Origin of the sequence: Actinomadura madurae (assembly GCF_900115095.1) — a bacterium.
Classification (GTDB): domain Bacteria; phylum Actinomycetota; class Actinomycetes; order Streptosporangiales; family Streptosporangiaceae; genus Spirillospora; species Spirillospora madurae.
In genome coordinates this window covers 191408-207745 of record NZ_FOVH01000003.1, presented here as the reverse complement: position 1 = coordinate 207745, position 16338 = coordinate 191408, and the positions used below count along the sequence as shown (strand labels likewise).

Annotated in this window: 16 protein-coding genes; 2 read left to right on the top strand and 14 right to left on the bottom strand. The window is 73.0% G+C overall.

Annotated features, from left to right (window positions below):
- Positions 1–3: 3 nt before the first annotated feature.
- The 4 genes from BM339_RS10565 to ahcY (BM339_RS10550) form a co-directional block, all read right to left on the bottom strand.
- Positions 4–975, bottom strand: a complete 972-nt coding sequence (locus tag BM339_RS10565; protein WP_143118351.1) for an LppU/SCO3897 family protein — start codon at positions 973–975, stop codon at positions 4–6.
- Positions 976–1033: 58 nt separating this feature from the next.
- Positions 1034–1612, bottom strand: a complete 579-nt coding sequence (locus tag BM339_RS10560) for a hypothetical protein (RefSeq protein WP_021595981.1) — start codon at positions 1610–1612, stop codon at positions 1034–1036.
- Complete coding sequence (ahcY, locus tag BM339_RS10555) at positions 1612–2868, bottom strand: adenosylhomocysteinase (protein WP_024934321.1); 1257 nt, start codon at positions 2866–2868, stop codon at positions 1612–1614. Before ahcY (BM339_RS10555) ends, BM339_RS10560 begins: the two co-directional genes overlap by 1 nt.
- Before the next feature lie 286 nt (positions 2869–3154).
- Positions 3155–4585: an adenosylhomocysteinase gene (gene ahcY / locus BM339_RS10550; protein ID WP_021595983.1), complete on the bottom strand. Its 1431-nt coding sequence runs from the start codon at positions 4583–4585 to the stop codon at positions 3155–3157.
- A gap of 167 nt (positions 4586–4752) precedes the next feature.
- Here ahcY (BM339_RS10550) and BM339_RS10545 point away from each other — a divergent pair, with 167 nt between their 5' ends.
- Both BM339_RS10545 and BM339_RS10540 read left to right on the top strand, forming a co-directional pair.
- Entirely contained in the window at positions 4753–5106 is a 354-nt protein-coding gene (locus BM339_RS10545) for a MerR family transcriptional regulator (RefSeq protein ID WP_021595984.1), read from the top strand.
- Between the two features lie 38 nt (positions 5107–5144).
- Positions 5145–5606, top strand: coding sequence for a hypothetical protein (locus BM339_RS10540; protein WP_075020725.1), 462 nt, complete (start codon positions 5145–5147; stop codon positions 5604–5606).
- Here the strand turns inward: BM339_RS10540 and BM339_RS10535 are convergent.
- From BM339_RS10535 to BM339_RS10490, 10 genes are all read right to left on the bottom strand, one after another.
- Complete coding sequence (locus BM339_RS10535; protein ID WP_075020724.1) at positions 5603–6277, bottom strand: response regulator; 675 nt, start codon at positions 6275–6277, stop codon at positions 5603–5605. The two genes, BM339_RS10540 and BM339_RS10535, sit on opposite strands and share 4 nt — an antisense overlap.
- A gap of 54 nt (positions 6278–6331) precedes the next feature.
- Positions 6332–7903, bottom strand: a complete 1572-nt coding sequence (locus BM339_RS10530) for a sensor histidine kinase (RefSeq protein WP_021595987.1) — start codon at positions 7901–7903, stop codon at positions 6332–6334.
- Between the two features lie 431 nt (positions 7904–8334).
- A complete protein-coding gene (locus tag BM339_RS10525) occupies positions 8335–9390 on the bottom strand; it encodes a cation diffusion facilitator family transporter (RefSeq protein WP_021595988.1) in 1056 nt (351 codons plus the stop codon).
- Positions 9391–10536, bottom strand: coding sequence for an SIS domain-containing protein (locus BM339_RS10520; protein WP_075020723.1), 1146 nt, complete (start codon positions 10534–10536; stop codon positions 9391–9393).
- Positions 10533–10715 (bottom strand): Trm112 family protein, encoded by a 183-nt coding sequence (locus tag BM339_RS10515; protein ID WP_021595990.1) that lies wholly within the window; start codon positions 10713–10715, stop codon positions 10533–10535. Before BM339_RS10515 ends, BM339_RS10520 begins: the two co-directional genes overlap by 4 nt.
- Before the next feature lie 43 nt (positions 10716–10758).
- Positions 10759–12114: a phosphomannomutase/phosphoglucomutase gene (locus BM339_RS10510; protein ID WP_075020722.1), complete on the bottom strand. Its 1356-nt coding sequence runs from the start codon at positions 12112–12114 to the stop codon at positions 10759–10761.
- 154 nt (positions 12115–12268) lie between these two features.
- Positions 12269–12649 (bottom strand): DUF3499 domain-containing protein, encoded by a 381-nt coding sequence (locus BM339_RS10505; RefSeq protein ID WP_021595992.1) that lies wholly within the window; start codon positions 12647–12649, stop codon positions 12269–12271.
- A gap of 111 nt (positions 12650–12760) precedes the next feature.
- Complete coding sequence (locus tag BM339_RS10500) at positions 12761–13426, bottom strand: response regulator (protein WP_075020721.1); 666 nt, start codon at positions 13424–13426, stop codon at positions 12761–12763.
- Complete coding sequence (locus tag BM339_RS47505) at positions 13423–14652, bottom strand: sensor histidine kinase (RefSeq protein ID WP_075020720.1); 1230 nt, start codon at positions 14650–14652, stop codon at positions 13423–13425. Before BM339_RS47505 ends, BM339_RS10500 begins: the two co-directional genes overlap by 4 nt.
- The gene (locus BM339_RS10490) at positions 14640–16259 is read right to left on the bottom strand and encodes a substrate-binding and VWA domain-containing protein (RefSeq protein ID WP_177287665.1); all 1620 of its coding nucleotides are present in this window, start codon (positions 16257–16259) and stop codon (positions 14640–14642) included. The genes BM339_RS47505 and BM339_RS10490 overlap by 13 nt, the downstream gene beginning before the upstream one ends.
- Positions 16260–16338: the final 79 nt, after the last annotated feature.

Below are 16338 nucleotides of genomic sequence, written 5' to 3'. Positions count from 1 at the left end.
GCGTCAGCTCGGGAGCGACCGGAGCTTCTCGGTCAGGGTGGGGCGCAGCTTCTTCATGCACAGCACCGGCTTGAAGGCGCCCTCGCTGGTCATGAAGTGGGTGGCCTCGGCCGGGCATTCGCGCTCGGCCGTCACCCGTCCGACGACCTTGGCGACGGCCTGGCCGGACCCGCACTCGGCCTTGTCCAGGTCGCCGATGGTGAACGAGGGGTCCTCGATGCAGTCGCCGGGCGACAGGACGCCGCCTCCCGGGCCGAGGCACAGCACGGGCCGGGCGATGTTCCCGCCGCCGAAGGAGCGCAGCCTCATGGCCTCCAGCGTCTGGGACGGGCACGACTTCTCGCCGTCGACGCGGGCGATCACCTTGCCGTACCAGTCGTCCTCGGAGCACGGCTGCTCCTTGCCGAAGCCGATGGAGCCGCTGCTCACGCAGTCGCCGACCGACAGGAAGGCGCCGCCCGCGCCGGGGTCGCCCGGGTGGGGTCCCTTGAGGTTGCGGACGCAGGCCTCGTAGTACCGCTTGCCGTCCTTCTTCTCGCGGACGTTCGTGACGCCGTCCGTCCCGGCCGGGCAGTCGGGCTCGGCGCGGGTGCCGTAGCCGAAGCCCGAGGCCTCCCCCTTGTCGGTGATCTTCACGACCCTGGCCTTCGCTCCGGCGTCGTCGCAGCTCACGCGGAGGCTGGCCGGGATGCGGTCACTCCCCTCCGACCCGAAGCCGGTGTCGACGCACTGCCCGGCCTTCACCGGCCCGCTCGGGTCGCCGCCCGGCAGGAGCATCACGACGACGAGGCCGCCGAGCATGAGGGCGCCCGCGGCGGCCACCGCGACCCACACCAGCGGCGAAGGCCTCTTGGGGGCCGGGACGGGCCCGGGCGGGCCATAGGCCGCGTGCCCGCCGGGCGGCGGGACCGCGGGGCCCGGCGGCGGTGCGGGGTTCCCTGGCCGGCCTTGACCGTCCGGTACCTGTCCGTACACCGCCCGCCTCCCCTTTGATCTCGAAGCGGGATGAAGATACCAACCGCCTAGGACGGCGTCAGCTAAGGAAGCCGGGAGGCGATTCCAGGTCGGTCAGCTCGATCCCCGGCGCGGCCAGGACGACGTCGCCGGCGAGGTGGACCGTCTCGACCTCGCCCGTGGACAGGTCGGTGACCTCGTACTCCGAGACCCGCAGCGGCTCGGTCTCGGTCTCGTGGGAGGACGTCCCGGCGAGCCGCCAGCGCCACGTGGCGGTCAGCGCCGCCAGCGCCGTCCCGCTCAGCCGGACGAGTCGGACGTCGGCCTGCTCGTTCTCGCCGAGGTCGAGGGAGCGGGCGACGGCGACGAGGAACCCGGGCGAGTCGGAGACGAACCCGGCCGCGCGCTCGCCGTGCTCGGTGCCCGTCTCCCCGGCCGCCCGCACCCAGGCCAGCTCGGGACCGGTGACGCCGCCCCGCAGCCACCACTCCGGCGTGACCAGCTCGACGCGGATCTGGCGCCAGCGCGCGTCCACGACCAGGTCCAGGCGGACGCCGTCGGACCGCGTGGAGGTGTAGCGCCACCCGCCGGGGCCTGGCGCGCACCGGAAGCGCTCCTCCAGCTCCCCGTCCAGGTGCAGGTACGTGCCGGAGGGCATCAGGATCCGAGACGCCAGGAGTGCAGGTAGTCCTCCTGGTCCGGGGTGAGCCGGTCGATGGAGATGGACATCGAGGCCAGCTTGAGCCGCGCCACCTCCGTGTCGATCTCCTTGGGCACGTCGTGGACGGCCGGGGACAGCGTCGCGTGCGCGGTCGCGAGCCACGCGCAGGTGAGCGCCTGGTCGGCGAACGACATGTCCATCACCGCCGCCGGGTGCCCCTCCGCGGCGGCCAGGTTGACCAGCCGCCCCTCGGCGAGCAGGACGAGGCGCCGGCCGTCGGCGAGGACGTACTCGTCGGTCTGCGGGCGCACGCCTCGGTGCACCTCGACGGCCATGTCACCGAGCGCCCGCACGTCGATCTCGACGTCGAAGTGCCCGGAGTTCGCGAGGATCGCGCCGTCCTTCATCACGGCGAGGTGGTCGCCGTTCACCACGTCGCGGTTGCCGGTCACCGTGATGAAGACGTCGCCCTCCGCCGCGGCCTCCGCCATCGGCTGCACGGCGAAGCCCTGCAACGCCGCGTCGAGTGCCTTCACGGGGTCGATCTCGGTGACGACCACCCGCGCCCCCAGTCCGCGGGCCCGCTCGGCGAGGCCGCGCCCGCAGTACCCGAACCCCGCGATCACGATGGTCTTGCCGGCGAGCAGCGTGTTCGTGGCCCGGACGATGCCGTCCAGCGTCGACTGGCCGGTCCCGTACCGGTTGTCGAACATGTGCTTGGTGTCGGTGTCGTTCACCGCGACCATCGGGAACTTCAGCGCGCCCTCCAGAGCCATCTGGTGCAGCCGGATGACGCCCGTCGTCGTCTGCTCGCAGCCCGCCTTCACGGTGCCGAGCAGGTCCGTCCGGTCGATGTGCAGCGTGTTGACCAGGTCGCAGCCGTCGTCCAGGACGAGGTCCGGCCCGGTCTCCAGCGCCTGGTGGATGTGCGCGTAGTACCCCTCGCGATCGGTGCCCGCCCGCGCGAAGACCTCCGCCCCGTACTCCCGCACCAGCGCCGCGGCGGTGTCGTCCTGCGTGGACAGTGGGTTGGACGCCGCGAGCGCCACGCTCGCCCCGCCCGCCTGGAGGGTGCGGATGAGCCCGGCGGTCTCGGTCGTGATGTGCATGCACGCCGCGACCTTCAGCCCGTCCAGCGGGCGCTCGGCGGCGAACCGCTCCCGCACCTGCCGCAGCACGGGCATGCTCCGATCGGCCCACTCGATCCGCTTGACGCCCTCATACGCCAGCGAGACATCCGCGATATCGCTCATCACACCCCCAAATGCAGCTGCCGGACGGACCGAAACCCGCCCGGCAGCTTAGCCACGCCCACTCTCCCCCAACCACCATGGTCGTCGCTGCGCGACAACCTCAGCCACCACAGCAACCCCGCGACCACCCCAACACCCGCGATCGCGTGCGAAGCCAGGTTCGAGCTTGCGAGAACCTGATCGCGCAGCGAGCCGCTAGGCGAGTCGGATGCGATGCCAGCGATCGCCCGCGTTTCTCGACGATGGAGGGCCGCCAGGCCCGAAGGAGGAGAGGAATGCAAAAAACTCAGTAACGATAGTGGTCGGGCTTGTACGGCCCCTCGACGTGGACGCCGATGTAGTCGGCCTGCTCCTTGGTGAGCTCGGTGAGCTTGACGCCGAGGGCGTCGAGGTGGAGGCGGGCGACCTTCTCGTCCAGGTGCTTCGGAAGGACGTACACGCCGATCGGGTACTCGTCGGTCTTGGTGAAGAGCTCGATCTGCGCGATCACCTGGTTGGTGAAGGAGTTCGACATCACGAAGGACGGGTGGCCGGTGGCGCAGCCGAGGTTCATCAGGCGGCCCTCGGCGAGCACGATGATGGAGTGGCCGTCGGTGAAGCGCCACTCGTGCACCTGCGGCTTGATCTCGATCTTCTCGATGCCCGGGGTCTTCGCGAGGCCGGCCATGTCGATCTCGTTGTCGAAGTGCCCGATGTTGGACACGATCGCCTGGTGCTTCATCCGGGCCATGTGGTCGGCCGTGATGATGTTGAAGTTGCCGGTGGTCGTGACGAAGATGTCGGCCTTGTCGACGACCTCGTCCAGGGTGGTGACCTGGAAGCCGTCCATGGCGGCCTGCAGCGCGCAGATCGGGTCGATCTCGGTGACGACGACGCGGGCGCCCTGGCCGCGCAGCGCGTCGGCGCAGCCCTTGCCGACGTCGCCATAGCCGCAGACGACGGCGACCTTGCCGCCGATGAGGACGTCGGTGGCGCGGTTGAGGCCGTCGATGACGGAGTGGCGGCAGCCGTACTTGTTGTCGAACTTCGACTTGGTGACCGAGTCGTTGACGTTGATCGCCGGGAAGGCGAGGGTGCCGGCCTTCGCCATCTCGTACAGGCGGTGGACGCCGGTGGTGGTCTCCTCGGTGACGCCCTTGATCCCGGTGGCGGTCTCGGTCCAGCGGCCGGGCTTGTCGGCGATGGTGCGGCGGAGGGTGTCGAGGATGATGCCCCACTCCTCGGGGTCGTCCTCGGTGGCCGCCGGGACGGCGCCCGCCTTCTCGTACTCGGCGCCCTTGTGGACGAGGAGGGTCGCGTCGCCGCCGTCGTCCAGGATCATGTTCGGGCCGGCGCCATCCGGCCACTGAAGGGCCTGGTCGGTGCACCACCAGTACTCTTCGAGCGTCTCGCCCTTCCAGGCGAACACCGGGACGCCCTGCGGGTCGTCCTTCGTGCCGTCCTTGCCGACGACGACCGCCGCGGCGGCGTGGTCCTGCGTGGAGAAGATGTTGCAGGACACCCAGCGGACGTCGGCGCCCAGCTCGACCAGCGTCTCGATGAGCACGGCCGTCTGGATCGTCATGTGCAGCGAGCCCATGATCTTGGCGCCGCGCAGCGGCTTGGCGGCGGAGTACTCCTCGCGCACCGCCATCAGGCCCGGCATCTCGTGCTCGGCGAGCCGGATCTCCCGGCGCCCGAAGTCGGCCAGCGACAGGTCGGCGACCTTGTAGTCCATGCTTTCGTTGCTCCCTTGGTCGTGTGCGCGCTGTCGTACGCGAGGGCTTGACGCGTGTGCCCTGACGTGTGTGCGAGGCGGCGTCAACGCCGCGAGTCTACGGGCGGCGGGCACCTCGAAGCACGGTCGGAGGCGACTTTCTCACACAAATTTGTCAGAATTGCCGTATGCGCATCACGGAGGCCGCCCGGCGGCTCGGCACCTCGCCCCGCATGCTCCGCTACCGCGAGGCCCTCGGGCTGCTGCCCGCCACCCGGGACGCGTCGTTCACCAGGAGCGGAGGAGGCCACCGCCGGTTCGGGGACGCCGAGCTGCGCGCCGTGGCGCTCGCCCTCGCACTGGAGAAGCGCTACGACATCGGCCCGGCAGAGCTGGCGTTCGGGCTGCGCGTCCTGGCCGAGCCGCAGGTGCAGGCGCACGTCCGCGAACTGGGGGAACGCATCGGGCGGCTGTCCGCGCCGCCCACCCGCGCCCTCGACTTCGAGAAGGAGAAGGCGATGCGCCTTCTCCGCCGCCGGTAGCCACTACGATCCCGGCCGTAACCGGAGGAGGCGGCACAGTGCGTTCCATCGTCTACGGCGTGCTCGGCATCGTCATCGGCATCGGCCTCTTCGTGGGCGGCGTCGCATCGAGCGGCGACCGCGACGTCAAGTGCGGGAGCCGGACGATGTCGCCGGGCGACACGTGCACGACGATCCGCGACGGCCGCGCGACCAACCGCTCCTACGACGGGCAGAAGTCGAAGAACGGCCGCGAGAACGTCATCATGATGATCGTCGGGCCGATCGTGGCGATCGGCGGGGTGGTGTTCATCGCCGGCGCGTCCACCGGGCCCCGCCACCGTGCCACCCCGCACGGGACCGGCCCCGGGCAGCCCGCCGCGTACCCGCCCGCGCCGGCGTACCCGCCCGCGCAGCCCGCCGCACAGCCCGCGTACCCGCCCGCGCAGCCCGGATACCCGCCGCCCGCGCAGTCGTATCCGCCGCAGCCGCCCGGCGGGTACCCGCCCTCCCGCGGCTAGCCCGCGGCGTTCTCGCCGGGAACGACCACCCCGGACTCGTACGCCAGCATCACCGCCTGCGCCCGGTCGCGCAGGCCGAGCTTGGTGAAGACGCGTGCGACGTGCGTCTTCACGGTGTGCTCGCTGACGACGAGCCGCTCGGCGATCTCCCCGTTGGACAGGCCGCCCGCGATCAGCACGAGCACCTCGGTCTCCCGCGCGGTCAGCGTGGCGAGCTCCGACGGCGCCTGCGGCCGGTTGCGCCGCTGCTTGGTGAACTCGCGGATGAGCCGCCCGGTCACCTGCGGCGCCAGCAGCGAGTCGCCGCGCGCCACCACCCGGACCGCGGACACCAGCTCGTCGGCCGTCGCGTCCTTCAGCAGGAAGCCGCTCGCTCCGACGGCGAGCGCCTCGTAGACGTACTCGTCGACGTCGAACGTCGTCAGCACCAGCACCCGGACGCCCTCCGCGCCGGGCAGCGCGAGGATGCGGCGGGTGGCCTCGATGCCGTCCATGCCGGGCATCCGGATGTCCATGACGACGACGTCGGGACGGCTCCGCTCGGCGATCCGGACGGCCTCGCGCCCGTCGCCGGCCTCGCCGATCACGCTGATGTCGTCCTGCGCGTCGAGCAGGGCGGCGAACCCGGCCCGCACGATCGTCTGGTCGTCGACGATCAGCACGTTGATCACCGGGGCCGCCCCGCGGGCTCGTGGAGGAGGCGTCCGCCCGGGTGGGCGGCCGGATCAGCGGCCGGGGGGCGCCTGCGAACCGTGTCCACGGATGGAATTCCCCTCCCTCGTCAGCGGAAGCTCGGCCTCCACCAGGAACCCGCCCTCGGTGGCGGGGCCGGCGGAGAACCGCCCGCCCAGCATCGTCGCACGTTCTCGCATCCCCACGAGGCCGTGTCCGCCACCGGACTCCGGCGACTCCAGGCGGGTGCGTCCGGCGTCCACGGAGGTCGGGCCCGCGGGGTCCAGTATCGCTGTACGGGAACCGGGATCCTGCCGGTTCAGGACCTGGGTGGGCGCGGACGCGCCGTCGTCCCGGACGCGGACCGCGAGCCGGTCCGGCAGGAAGGTCAGGTCGACGCGGACGCCGGCGCCGGGCGCGTGCCGCCGCGCGTTGGTCAGCGCCTCCTGCACGATCCGGTACGCCGACAGCTCGACCGTCGCGGACAGGTCGCGCGGGTCGCCGTGCACGGCGAGGTCGACATGGCCGCCGGCGCCGCGGTGCTGGTCGATGAGGTCGGGCAGCCGGTCCAGGCGCGGCTGCGGCGAGTTGGCCGCCTCCGGTTCGGGCTTGGCGTCGGCGCGCAGCACCGACAGCAGCCGGCGCATCTCCACCAGCGCCTCCCGGGCCGTCTTGGCGATCTCGGTGTAGCCGGCGCGGGCCTCGGGCGACAGGTTCTCCATCGTGTACGGGGCGGTCTCCGCCTGCACGGCGATCATGGAGACGGAGTGCGCGACGACGTCGTGCAGCTCGCGGGCGATGCGGGCGCGCTCCCGCATCACGGCCTGCTCCCGCTGGACGGTGTTGAGCCGGGTGAGGGTCTCGTTGGTGCGTTCGGCGGCCTCCGCCTCCGTCCGCCCGGCGGTCTCGACGACGCGCCGCGCGTCCCCGAGCCCGATGGCGGCGAGGACGGCGACGATCGGGGCGGGCCACGGGACGTCGTCGAGCGTCCCGGCGGCGAGGTACACCACCGCGATGGTGGCGACGCTGCCGACCGCGAGGACGCCGGTCGACTGCCGGGGCAGCTGCCGTCCCAGCGCGTACAGCGTGTAGAGGGCGGCGAAGCCGGTGGTGACGAGGAGGATCTGCCCGGTCAGCAGGCTCGCCGCGAACGCGCTGAGCACGACCGCCGCGACCGGCCGCAGGTTCTCCCGGCGCCAGACGAGCGGGAGCGTCGCCGCGACCGCGAACCCGCCGGCGAGGCTGAGCGGCGTGTCGACGCGCGGCGCCAGCTCCGCCAGCGCCGCGATCGTCAGGGCGAGCCCGGTCAGCGGGGCGAAGTACCAGGAGCCGGCGACCTCCCTCCAGGCGTTGATCCACCGGGGCAGCGGCGCCGTCGCCCCCGCCGGGGCGGGCGGCGCTCCGGGCATGCCCGGGGCCGGCCGGCGTCCCGCCGAGCCGTTCAGCCGCGCGCCGAGCTTGACCGCGAGCGGGCGCAGCAGGGTGCCGATGCCGGTGAGTATCCAGAGGAGGAGTTGCCCGACGCCCGCGACGATCCGGCCGGACAGCCGCCACGCGTGGTGCGCGACGGCTGGGCCGAACCCCGCGGGGTCGGGTCCGGTCCGGGCCTTGTCATCGGTGCTCACCCCTCAATACTGACCGCTGAGGCGGGCGGACACCTCACCGTGCGGATGTATGCGGGTGACGGGGATCCACCTGGAGTACCACCCGTGATCCCTCCTTGAGGGGGACGTGCCGGAGAGCACCGCGAACGTAGTGTCTTACTCGTGACCGCGACGGTGGTCGCCGCCGACGTAGGGGGTTCGGCGGGACCGCCGCGGTCACACCAGAACCGCCCGGTTTTCAGGGGTCCGGGCGGGGAGGCATGGGAAAGCACCTCGCCGGACGGCCGCGGTCCGCCTCCTCGGAGGCACTCGCCGGTCTCGCCTGGGCTGGGGTCGGCCGGCACTTCCGCGGTCGCCCGGCGAGGGGTCCCGTGCCGATGACAGGCCCGTCGATGACAGGCCCGCCGGCGGCGGGCCCAGCCGATGTCCGGGCCCGCAGGGAACCGGCCCGTCTAGGACGAGGGCGGCGCGTCCGGGGTCACGACCGCGTCTCCACCCGAACCCCCGTCCGTTCCGGTGTCCGCGCCCGCATCCGCGTCCGCTCCGGTGTCCGCGTCCCCGTCCGGGGTCGCGCCGCCGTCCGCGGCGCCCGCACCGGACGGCTCGTCGAGCGCCGGCTCCAGGTAGATGAGCTTCGCCACCGGGAACTGCTCCCGGATCCTCGCCTCCGCGGCGTCGATGCCGCGGGCCACCTCGGCCGCCGTGTCGTCGTGGTGGACGGCGATCTTCGCGGCGATGAGCAGCGCGTCCGGGCCGATGTACTCGGTCCTGATGTGGATGAGCCGGGCGACCTCGTCGACCGACTCCAGCGCGGTGACGATCCGCCGCTCGGTCTGCGGGTCGACGCCCTCGCCGATCAGGAGGCTCTTGGTCTCGATCGCCAGGATCGTCGCGACCACGCCGAGCAGCAGGCCGATCGCCACGGTGCCGACGCCGTCCCAGACGCCGTCGCCGGTGACCACGGCCGCCGTCACGCCGAAGAGGGCCAGGAACAGGCCGACGAGGGCGGCGAGGTCCTCCAGCAGCACGACGGGGAGTTCGGGCGCCTTGGCGTGGCGGATGAACGACCACCACGACTGCTCGCCGCGGACCGCGTTCGACTCCTGGATCGCGGTGCGGAACGAGAACGTCTCCAGCACGATCGCGACGATCAGCACGCCGAACGCCCAGGCCGGGGCCTTGACCTCCTCCGGGTGGGAGATCTTGTGGTAGCCCTCGTACAGCGAGAACGCCGCACCCACCGTGAACAGGACGACCGCGACGACGAACGCGTAGAAGTAGCGTTCGCGGCCGTAGCCGAACGGGTGCTCCGGCGTCCGGTCCCGTTCGGACCGTTTGCGGCCGATCAACAGCAGGGCCTGGTTGCCCGAGTCGGCGACCGAGTGAATCGACTCGGCCAGCATGGACGACGAACCCGTGAACGCGAACGCGACGGCCTTCGACACCGCGATCCCGAGGTTGGCGGCCAGCGCGGCGACGATGGCCTTCGTTCCACCCTCAGCACTCATCTACGCAATCCTCGCTTTGAGCTCTTCGATGGCAGGCACGGGCGTCGGATCCACGCCCAGCGCGATAGCCAAGTAAACCGTGACATAGTCGGCCAACGCGATCAGAGTCGCGATTCTCTCCAGCGGGTGGGTCCCCTCGGCCCGCAGCTCGGTGACCGCGACGCCCCGGTCGCGGGCCATCATGGCGGACGCGTCGCACCGCCTGCGCACCCGCGGATGCTCTTCCACGTCCCGCAGGACGACGAGGTGCAGGCCGTGCTCGGGGTCGTCGACACGGTCGCGGAAGAAGTCATCGGGGTCGGACAGGTCGGACGAGGACCCGGCCCGCGCGAAGAACCCGTCGAACGCCATCACCTGGTCGTGGCCCGTCTCCGGGACCTCGCCGAGGACGGCCGGGTACTTGGCGTTCGCGTTCAGCTGGCCGCACAGCCGGGAGGCCGCGGCGCCCGCCACGGCGGACGAGCCCCACACCATCGGCACGTCGCCCGCCAGATCGAGCGCGATCCGCTTGGCCGGGTTGACGAACGGCTCGCTGGACGGCCGGCACCGGTGCGCGACGTCCTCCAGCAGCCCGGCCGTGGACTCCAGCACGGCGTCGGGGACGTCCACCAGGCGCAGGGTCCGGGCGGCGAGGACGAGCGGGACGGTCAGGCCCCACAGCGTCGAGCGGGGCTGCCCCGCCGACCGGACGGGGACGAAAACCCCGCGGCTCTGGCCGGCCAGGGCGGCGAGCGGCGAGTCCGCCGCGCCGACGAACAGGAGCCGGCATCCGCGGCGGGCCGCCTCCGCGGCGACCTCCAGCGTCTCCTCCGTGCTCCCGGAGCAGGACACCGCGACGACCAGGTCGGCCGCACCCACCCAGCCGGGCAGCCGGTATCCGCGCACGGTGAACACCGGGACGGCGCAGCCCGCGCCGCACACGGCGGCGAGCACGTCGCCCGAGGCGCCCGACGCGCCCATGCCGGCGACCACGACCGCGCGGGGCCTGCCGTCCTCGGCCAGGCCGGCGATGCCCGCCTCCGCGGCCGCCCGCTGCGCCTCCCTGACCTGGGAGGCCGACGAGGCGACCTGCCGCAGCATCCCGCCGGGGTCGGCGGCCTCGGCCGTCTCCGCGTCCTCAAGGCGCGAAGGGTCGAGGGTGTTCACGAGGCGGGGGTCCTGGCCTCGTCCACGAGGAGAACGGGGATGTCGTCCCGGACGGGGTAGGCGTAGCCGCACGAGCCGGTGCACACCAGCTCGCCGGCCGGCTCGTCGGCCCGCAGGTCGCCGCCGCAGTTGGGGCAGGCGAGGATCTCCAGGAGCCAGGAGTCCAGCTTCATCGTCATGGCAGCGTCACATCTCCCTTGCAGTCGCTTTTCCCTGACCGGGTCAGTTCGCCCTGACCAGGGCCAGGACCTCGTCGCGGATCGCCGCCATCGTGCGCTCGTCGCCGGCCTCCGCGTTGAGGCGCAGCAGCGGTTCGGTGTTGGACGGCCGCAGGTTGAACCACCAGCCGGCGGCCTCGTCGCTCACGGTCAGCCCGTCCAGCTCGTCGATCGCGGCGCCGGGCCGCCCGGCGAAGGCGTCGCGCACCGCGGCGGTGGCGGCGCCCTGGTCGGCGACCTCGCTGTTGATCTCGCCGGACGCGACGTAGCGGGTGTACTCGCCGAGCAGCTCCGACAGCGGGCCGTCCTGCTCCCCGAGGGCGGCGAGGACGTGCAGGGCCGCCAGCATGCCGGAGTCGGCGAACCAGAAGTCGCGGAAGTAGAAGTGCGCGGAGTGCTCGCCGCCGAAGACCGCGCCCGTCTCCGCCATCGTCTGCTTGATGAAGGAGTGCCCGACCCGCGTCCGGACCGGGGTGCCGCCGTGCTCGGCGACGATCTCCGGGACGGCCTTGGACGTGATCAGGTTGTGCACGATCGGGGAGCCGGGGTGCTTGGCCAGCTCCCGCGTCGCGACCAGCGCGGTGATCGCGGACGGGGCGACGATCTCGCCGCGCTCGTCCACGACGAAGCAGCGGTCGGCGTCGCCGTCGAAGGCCAGGCCGATGTCGGCGCCGGTCTCGCGGACCTTGGCCTGCAGGTCGCGCAGGTTCTCCGGCTCGATCGGGTTGGCCTCGTGGTTGGGGAAGGTGCCGTCCAGCTCGAAGTAGAGCGGCACCAGGTCGATCGGCAGGCCCTCGAAGACCGAGGGGACGGTGTGCCCGCCCATGCCGTTGCCCGCGTCGACGACGACCTTGAGCCGGCGGATCGTCGACAGGTCGACCAGGGTCTTCAGGTGCTCGGCGTAGCCCTTGAGGACGTCCCGCTGCGACACGGTGCCGGGCTCCCCGTCGTAGGCGGGGACGCCGTTCTCGATCATCTCGCGGATCTCGGTGAGCCCGGTGTCGCGGCCGACCGGCCGGGCGCCGGACCGGCAGAGCTTGAGCCCGTTGTACCGGGCGGGGTTGTGGCTGGCGGTGAACATCGCGCCGGGGAGGCCGAGGCTGCCGCTGGCGTAGTAGAGCAGGTCGGTGGACCCGAGCCCGGCCTCGATCACGTCCGCGCCCTGGGACGTCGCGCCGCGCGCGAACGCCGCCGCCAGCGGGCCGGACGACGCGCGCATGTCGTGCGCGGTGACGACCGCGTCCGCCCCGGTGACCCGGACGAACGCCGCGCCGGCCGCCTCGGCGACCGCGGGGTCGAGCTCGTCCGGCACGACGCCGCGGATGTCGTACGCCTTGAAGATCGTGGCGAGGTCGCCCACTCCTGCTCCCTGTCCGAAAGACCCCTGCGGAAAACGACGGGTTCACGAGCCTACCGGGAAGGGCGGGCGCCACCGGCCTCGACGCCGTGTCAGGTGGCGGGGTCGGGTGGCGGGGTCAGGGCGCGGGGTCGGCGGGCCGGAGCGGGGCGGGGCCTTACTCCTGGCCGGGCTGGGTTCCCGCGGGTTCGGAGCGCAGCACCCGCAGGTGCCCGCGGCGGCCGACCTCGGTGCCCTGGCCGACCGGCTCCTGACCGGACCCGGGGGCGGGCCTGGCGGCCTCGCGGACGGCGTCGGCGAGCGCCTCCAGGTCGTCGGCGCTGGGCTCGGACTCCTCCTCGACGGGGAGCCGCACCAGTTCCCACCCCATCGGGGCGGTGAGCCGCTCGGAGTGCTCCGCGCACAGGTCGTAGCAGTGCGGCTCGGCGTACGTGGCGAGCGGCCCCAGGACCGCGGTGGAGTCGCGGTAGACGTACGTGAGCGTGAACACTGCGGGCGCCTTGCAGGCGGTGCGGGAGCAGGTGCGGACGGGGCTCACGATGGCTGACCGTACCTCCCCCCACCCGGCTCCGCCACCACCCCGGCGCACGTGTCGCCGTTACCGGTCGATTTCCGGGGTAACAACTACATTCCGTATGGTCCCGAACCCCTACCGTGCGGTGCCCAGCCAGCGGGCGATGGCCGCGCCCCGGGTGCGCACCTGGAGCTTCGCGAAGATGCGGTTGACGTGGTTCTTCACCGTGTACTCCGACACCACGAGGGCCTGCGCGATCTCCCCGTTGGACCGTCCCTGGGCGATGAGGTCCATCACCTGGGCCTCGCGCGGGGACAGGCCGGGATCGTCGCGGACGGGCGGCGCGGGGACGGGCTCGGCCCGCAGCGCCTCGACGACGGCGCGGCTCGCGTGCGGCGACAGCGGGCTGGCGCGCTCGGCCACGGTGTCGCGGACGGCGGCGACCAGCTCGTCCACGGTGAACGCCCCGTGCACCAGGTAGCCGGACGCGCCGTTGCGGATGGCCCGGCCGATCACGTCCGCGTCGGTGTCGTAGGACAGCATCAGGACCTTCGCGACGGCGCTGAGCGGCCCGGCGGCGGCGACGCCGTCCACGCCGGGCATCCGCACGTCCAGCAGGACGAGATCGGGGCGCAGCAGCCTCGCCTGCTCCAGGGCGTGGGTCCCGTCGACGGCCTCGCCGGCTACGACCACCCCGCCGCCCTCCAGGAGGCTCACCAGGCCGGCGCGGACGACCGGGTTGTCGTCCACCACGAGGACGCGCACCCCGCCGCTCACAGGGCCGTTCACAGGGCCGCTCACGGGGCGTGCTCCACCGCTCCGGAGGCGTCCGCGGCGGGCCGCGACGCGTACGGGACGGTCACGGTGACGGTGACGGTGGTGCCGCGCCCGGGGGCCGAGCGCAGGCACAGGTGCCCGCCGGCGCGCCGGGCGCGTTCGGCCATGCCGACGACGCCGTAGTGGCCGTCGCGGGCGAGCAGGTCGAACCGCCCGCCCTCCGGCGGGACGAACCCGGCGCCGTCGTCGCGGACGGACAGCTCCAGCCCGTCCGCCGACCGGGTCAGCCGGACGTCCACGCGGCCGGCCCGCGCATGGCGTTCCACGTTGGTCAGCGCCTCCTTCAGAACCGAGACGATCTCGTAACGGACGGCCACCGGAATGTCATCGCCGGGTGATTCTCCGGAGGAGATGTCGACGGGGACCCCGGCGGTCTCGCTCCACTGCTCGGCCATGTGGGCGACCGCGGCGGGCAGCGGCAGCCCGTAGGCCTCCTCCCGCAGGTCGGCGATCAGCCCGCGGGCCTCCCGGGCGGCCACGTGCAGCGCGGACAGGATGGCGCGGGCGTCGCGTTCGGCCCGGTCGGGGGACGTGCGGATCCAGGCGGGCAGCGCCGCCGCCGACATCGTGATGCCCTGCAGGGTCTTGGCGAGCGAGTCGTGCATCTCGCGGGCCAGCCGGGTGCGCTCCTCGGCCGCGGCGAGGGCGGCCTCCCCGCGGCGGCGCGCCTCCTCCGCCTCGGCGTACTGGTCGAACAGGATCCGCAGGGCGACGCCGGCGCAGGCGGCGAGCGGGTAGAAGACGGGCAGGGCGATGAGGAGGCCGGGATCGTGCCGTTCGGCGGGCGGCGCGGTGCCCATGGCGGCGAAGCACAGCGCGACCTGCGCGGTGCACACCAGCAGCACCGGCCCCCACGCGTACAGGACGCCGGCCATCGCGGCCGTCATCACCGTGAACAGGAAGAACGGCCCGAAGACGCCGCCCTGCACGAGGACGGCGAAGACGAGCACGGCGTCCAGGCAGCAGGCCAGGGGCAGCCGCCGGACGAGCCGCAGCACGGGCCGCCACGCGGCGAGCGCGACGGCGGTCTCGGCGCCGAGCAGCGCGACCGCGACCGCGAGGTTCCGGGTGAGCCCGCCCCCGTGCAGGACGACGGCCATGGCGAGCAGCAGCCCGCGCAGCAGGAGGAGCAGCCGGAACGTGACGGCGAGCCGGGTCGTCGCCGGCCCGCTCCCGGCTAGTCCGGACACCGGGGCGCGTCGCAGACGCGGAGCTGGTCGGAGCGCAGGAAGAGCCGCATCACCGTCCCCGGGTTGTCGATCTTGTAGGCGCCGCCGTCGGTGACGGCCGCGACCTTCCGCAGCGCGGGGGCCGCCTCGGCGCCGAACCCGAGAACGATGACGCTCACCGGGCGCCGCGCCTCGAAGGCCCCCTTCAACTTCTCCACCGTTCGGGCGATCTGTGTTCGCTCGGTGCCGCGCGGCCCTCCCGCGGTGAGGACGAGGACCACGTTGAGCCTGTCCTTCTCGTAGTTGCGTTCGACCTCGCCGTAGGCGGCGCGGATCGCGGCGAACAGCCCGGCGGTCTCGCCCTGCCTCGGCTCGATGTGCTTGAGCGCCTCCTGGAGATTGAGGCGCTGGTTGCCGCCGTTCCGGGTGCGGGCGCCCAGCTCGCCCATCGCGTTGATCTGCCGGTAGGGACGGCCGGGGACGCCGGTGAGCGTCCAGAGACCGAAGGACGCGTCGTCCGGGACGAGCGTGAAGCCCGTGGAGAGGGCCTTCAGCATCGCGTCGAGGCGCGTCCCGGACGTGCCGGGCATCGGGGTGCCGCCGTGCGAGGGGTCGATGAGCGCGATGGCGTTCAGGCCCTGCCCGAGCTTGCGCCATGTTTCCTGGATGCCGGCTGCCGCACCAGGGCGGACCACCGGCAGCGGGCGCGGCGTCCGCCGGCCGGGGCCGCGCAGCCCGGCGCGCTTGAGGTCACCGGCGGTGCGGGCCGACCGCAGCTCCGCCAGGAAGCCGTCCGCGACGCGTTTCCGCTTGGCGTCGGTCGTGGCGACGACGTACGGGAAGTCGAGATAGGGCGTACCCGCGCGGGGGTAGACGGCGGTGATCTGCTCCGCGCCGCCCTTGTCGTGCTGGAGGACGACCTGCTCCGGGACGACGGCGACAGTCGACGCGGCCTCGCTCTGGCCGCTGAACACGCTTTCCGCGCCTTGCCCGTTCGGGAGGGTCGTGGCGGTGCGCAGCACGGCGGTGAACCGGTCGAGGGCCCCCTTGCCGCTCCCGGCGGACGCCTGGATGGCGAGCAGCGACGCCATGCCCGAACCGGTGCGCACGGGGTCGGGCAGCCTGAGCTGGAAGCCCGGCGCGTTCCGGCGTTCCTGGAAGGCGTTCCAGGACTGACGCTCCAGCTCCGTCCGGTACCGGCTCGCCGTGGCCGTGGACACCGCGAACACGATCGGGGACGACGCGACCGACGGCGCCTTTCCGGCGGCCGTCCGTCCCACCAGGTCCGGCCAGAGGGACGAGTCGGGGATCCAGACGTCCGGGGTGCCGCGGGCCGCGCGGAAGACGCCCGCGGTCTCGCCCGAGTCTCCGGCGACGACCCGCACCGACGCGCACTCCCCCGCGCTGCGCCGGTCGGCGTTGAACCGGTCGGCGGCGGACAGGGCGACCGGCGCGACCGCGGGGTCGGCGGTGACCGACAGCCATTGGCGCGTCCCGTCGCAGCCGGTGTCGCGCATCGCGAGGGCCCAGCCGCCGCCCCCGAGCAGGAGCCCCACGGCGAGGGCCATGGCCGCGGCGACGGTGACCTGGTCGCGGCTCCGGCGCGCATGCCGGAACAGGGGATTCACGGAAACCGGCCCTTCATGCACCAGCGGCCGCACGGGCCTGGGAGCCATTTCCTCGCCACTGTAACCACTCTTTTCACAA

Bases quoted from the DNA above. Each gene is read 5' to 3' on its own strand.
- BM339_RS10560 (WP_021595981.1), bottom strand. From the start codon at position 1,612: ATGCCCTCCGGCACGTACCTGCACCTGGACGGGGAGCTGGAGGAGCGC.
- ahcY (WP_024934321.1), bottom strand. From the start codon at position 2,868: ATGAGCGATATCGCGGATGTCTCGCTGGCGTATGAGGGCGTCAAGCGG.
- ahcY (WP_021595983.1), bottom strand. From the start codon at position 4,585: ATGGACTACAAGGTCGCCGACCTGTCGCTGGCCGACTTCGGGCGCCGG.
- BM339_RS10545 (WP_021595984.1), top strand. From the start codon at position 4,753: ATGCGCATCACGGAGGCCGCCCGGCGGCTCGGCACCTCGCCCCGCATG.
- BM339_RS10525 (WP_021595988.1), bottom strand. From the start codon at position 9,390: ATGAGTGCTGAGGGTGGAACGAAGGCCATCGTCGCCGCGCTGGCCGCC.
- BM339_RS10515 (WP_021595990.1), bottom strand. From the start codon at position 10,715: ATGACGATGAAGCTGGACTCCTGGCTCCTGGAGATCCTCGCCTGCCCC.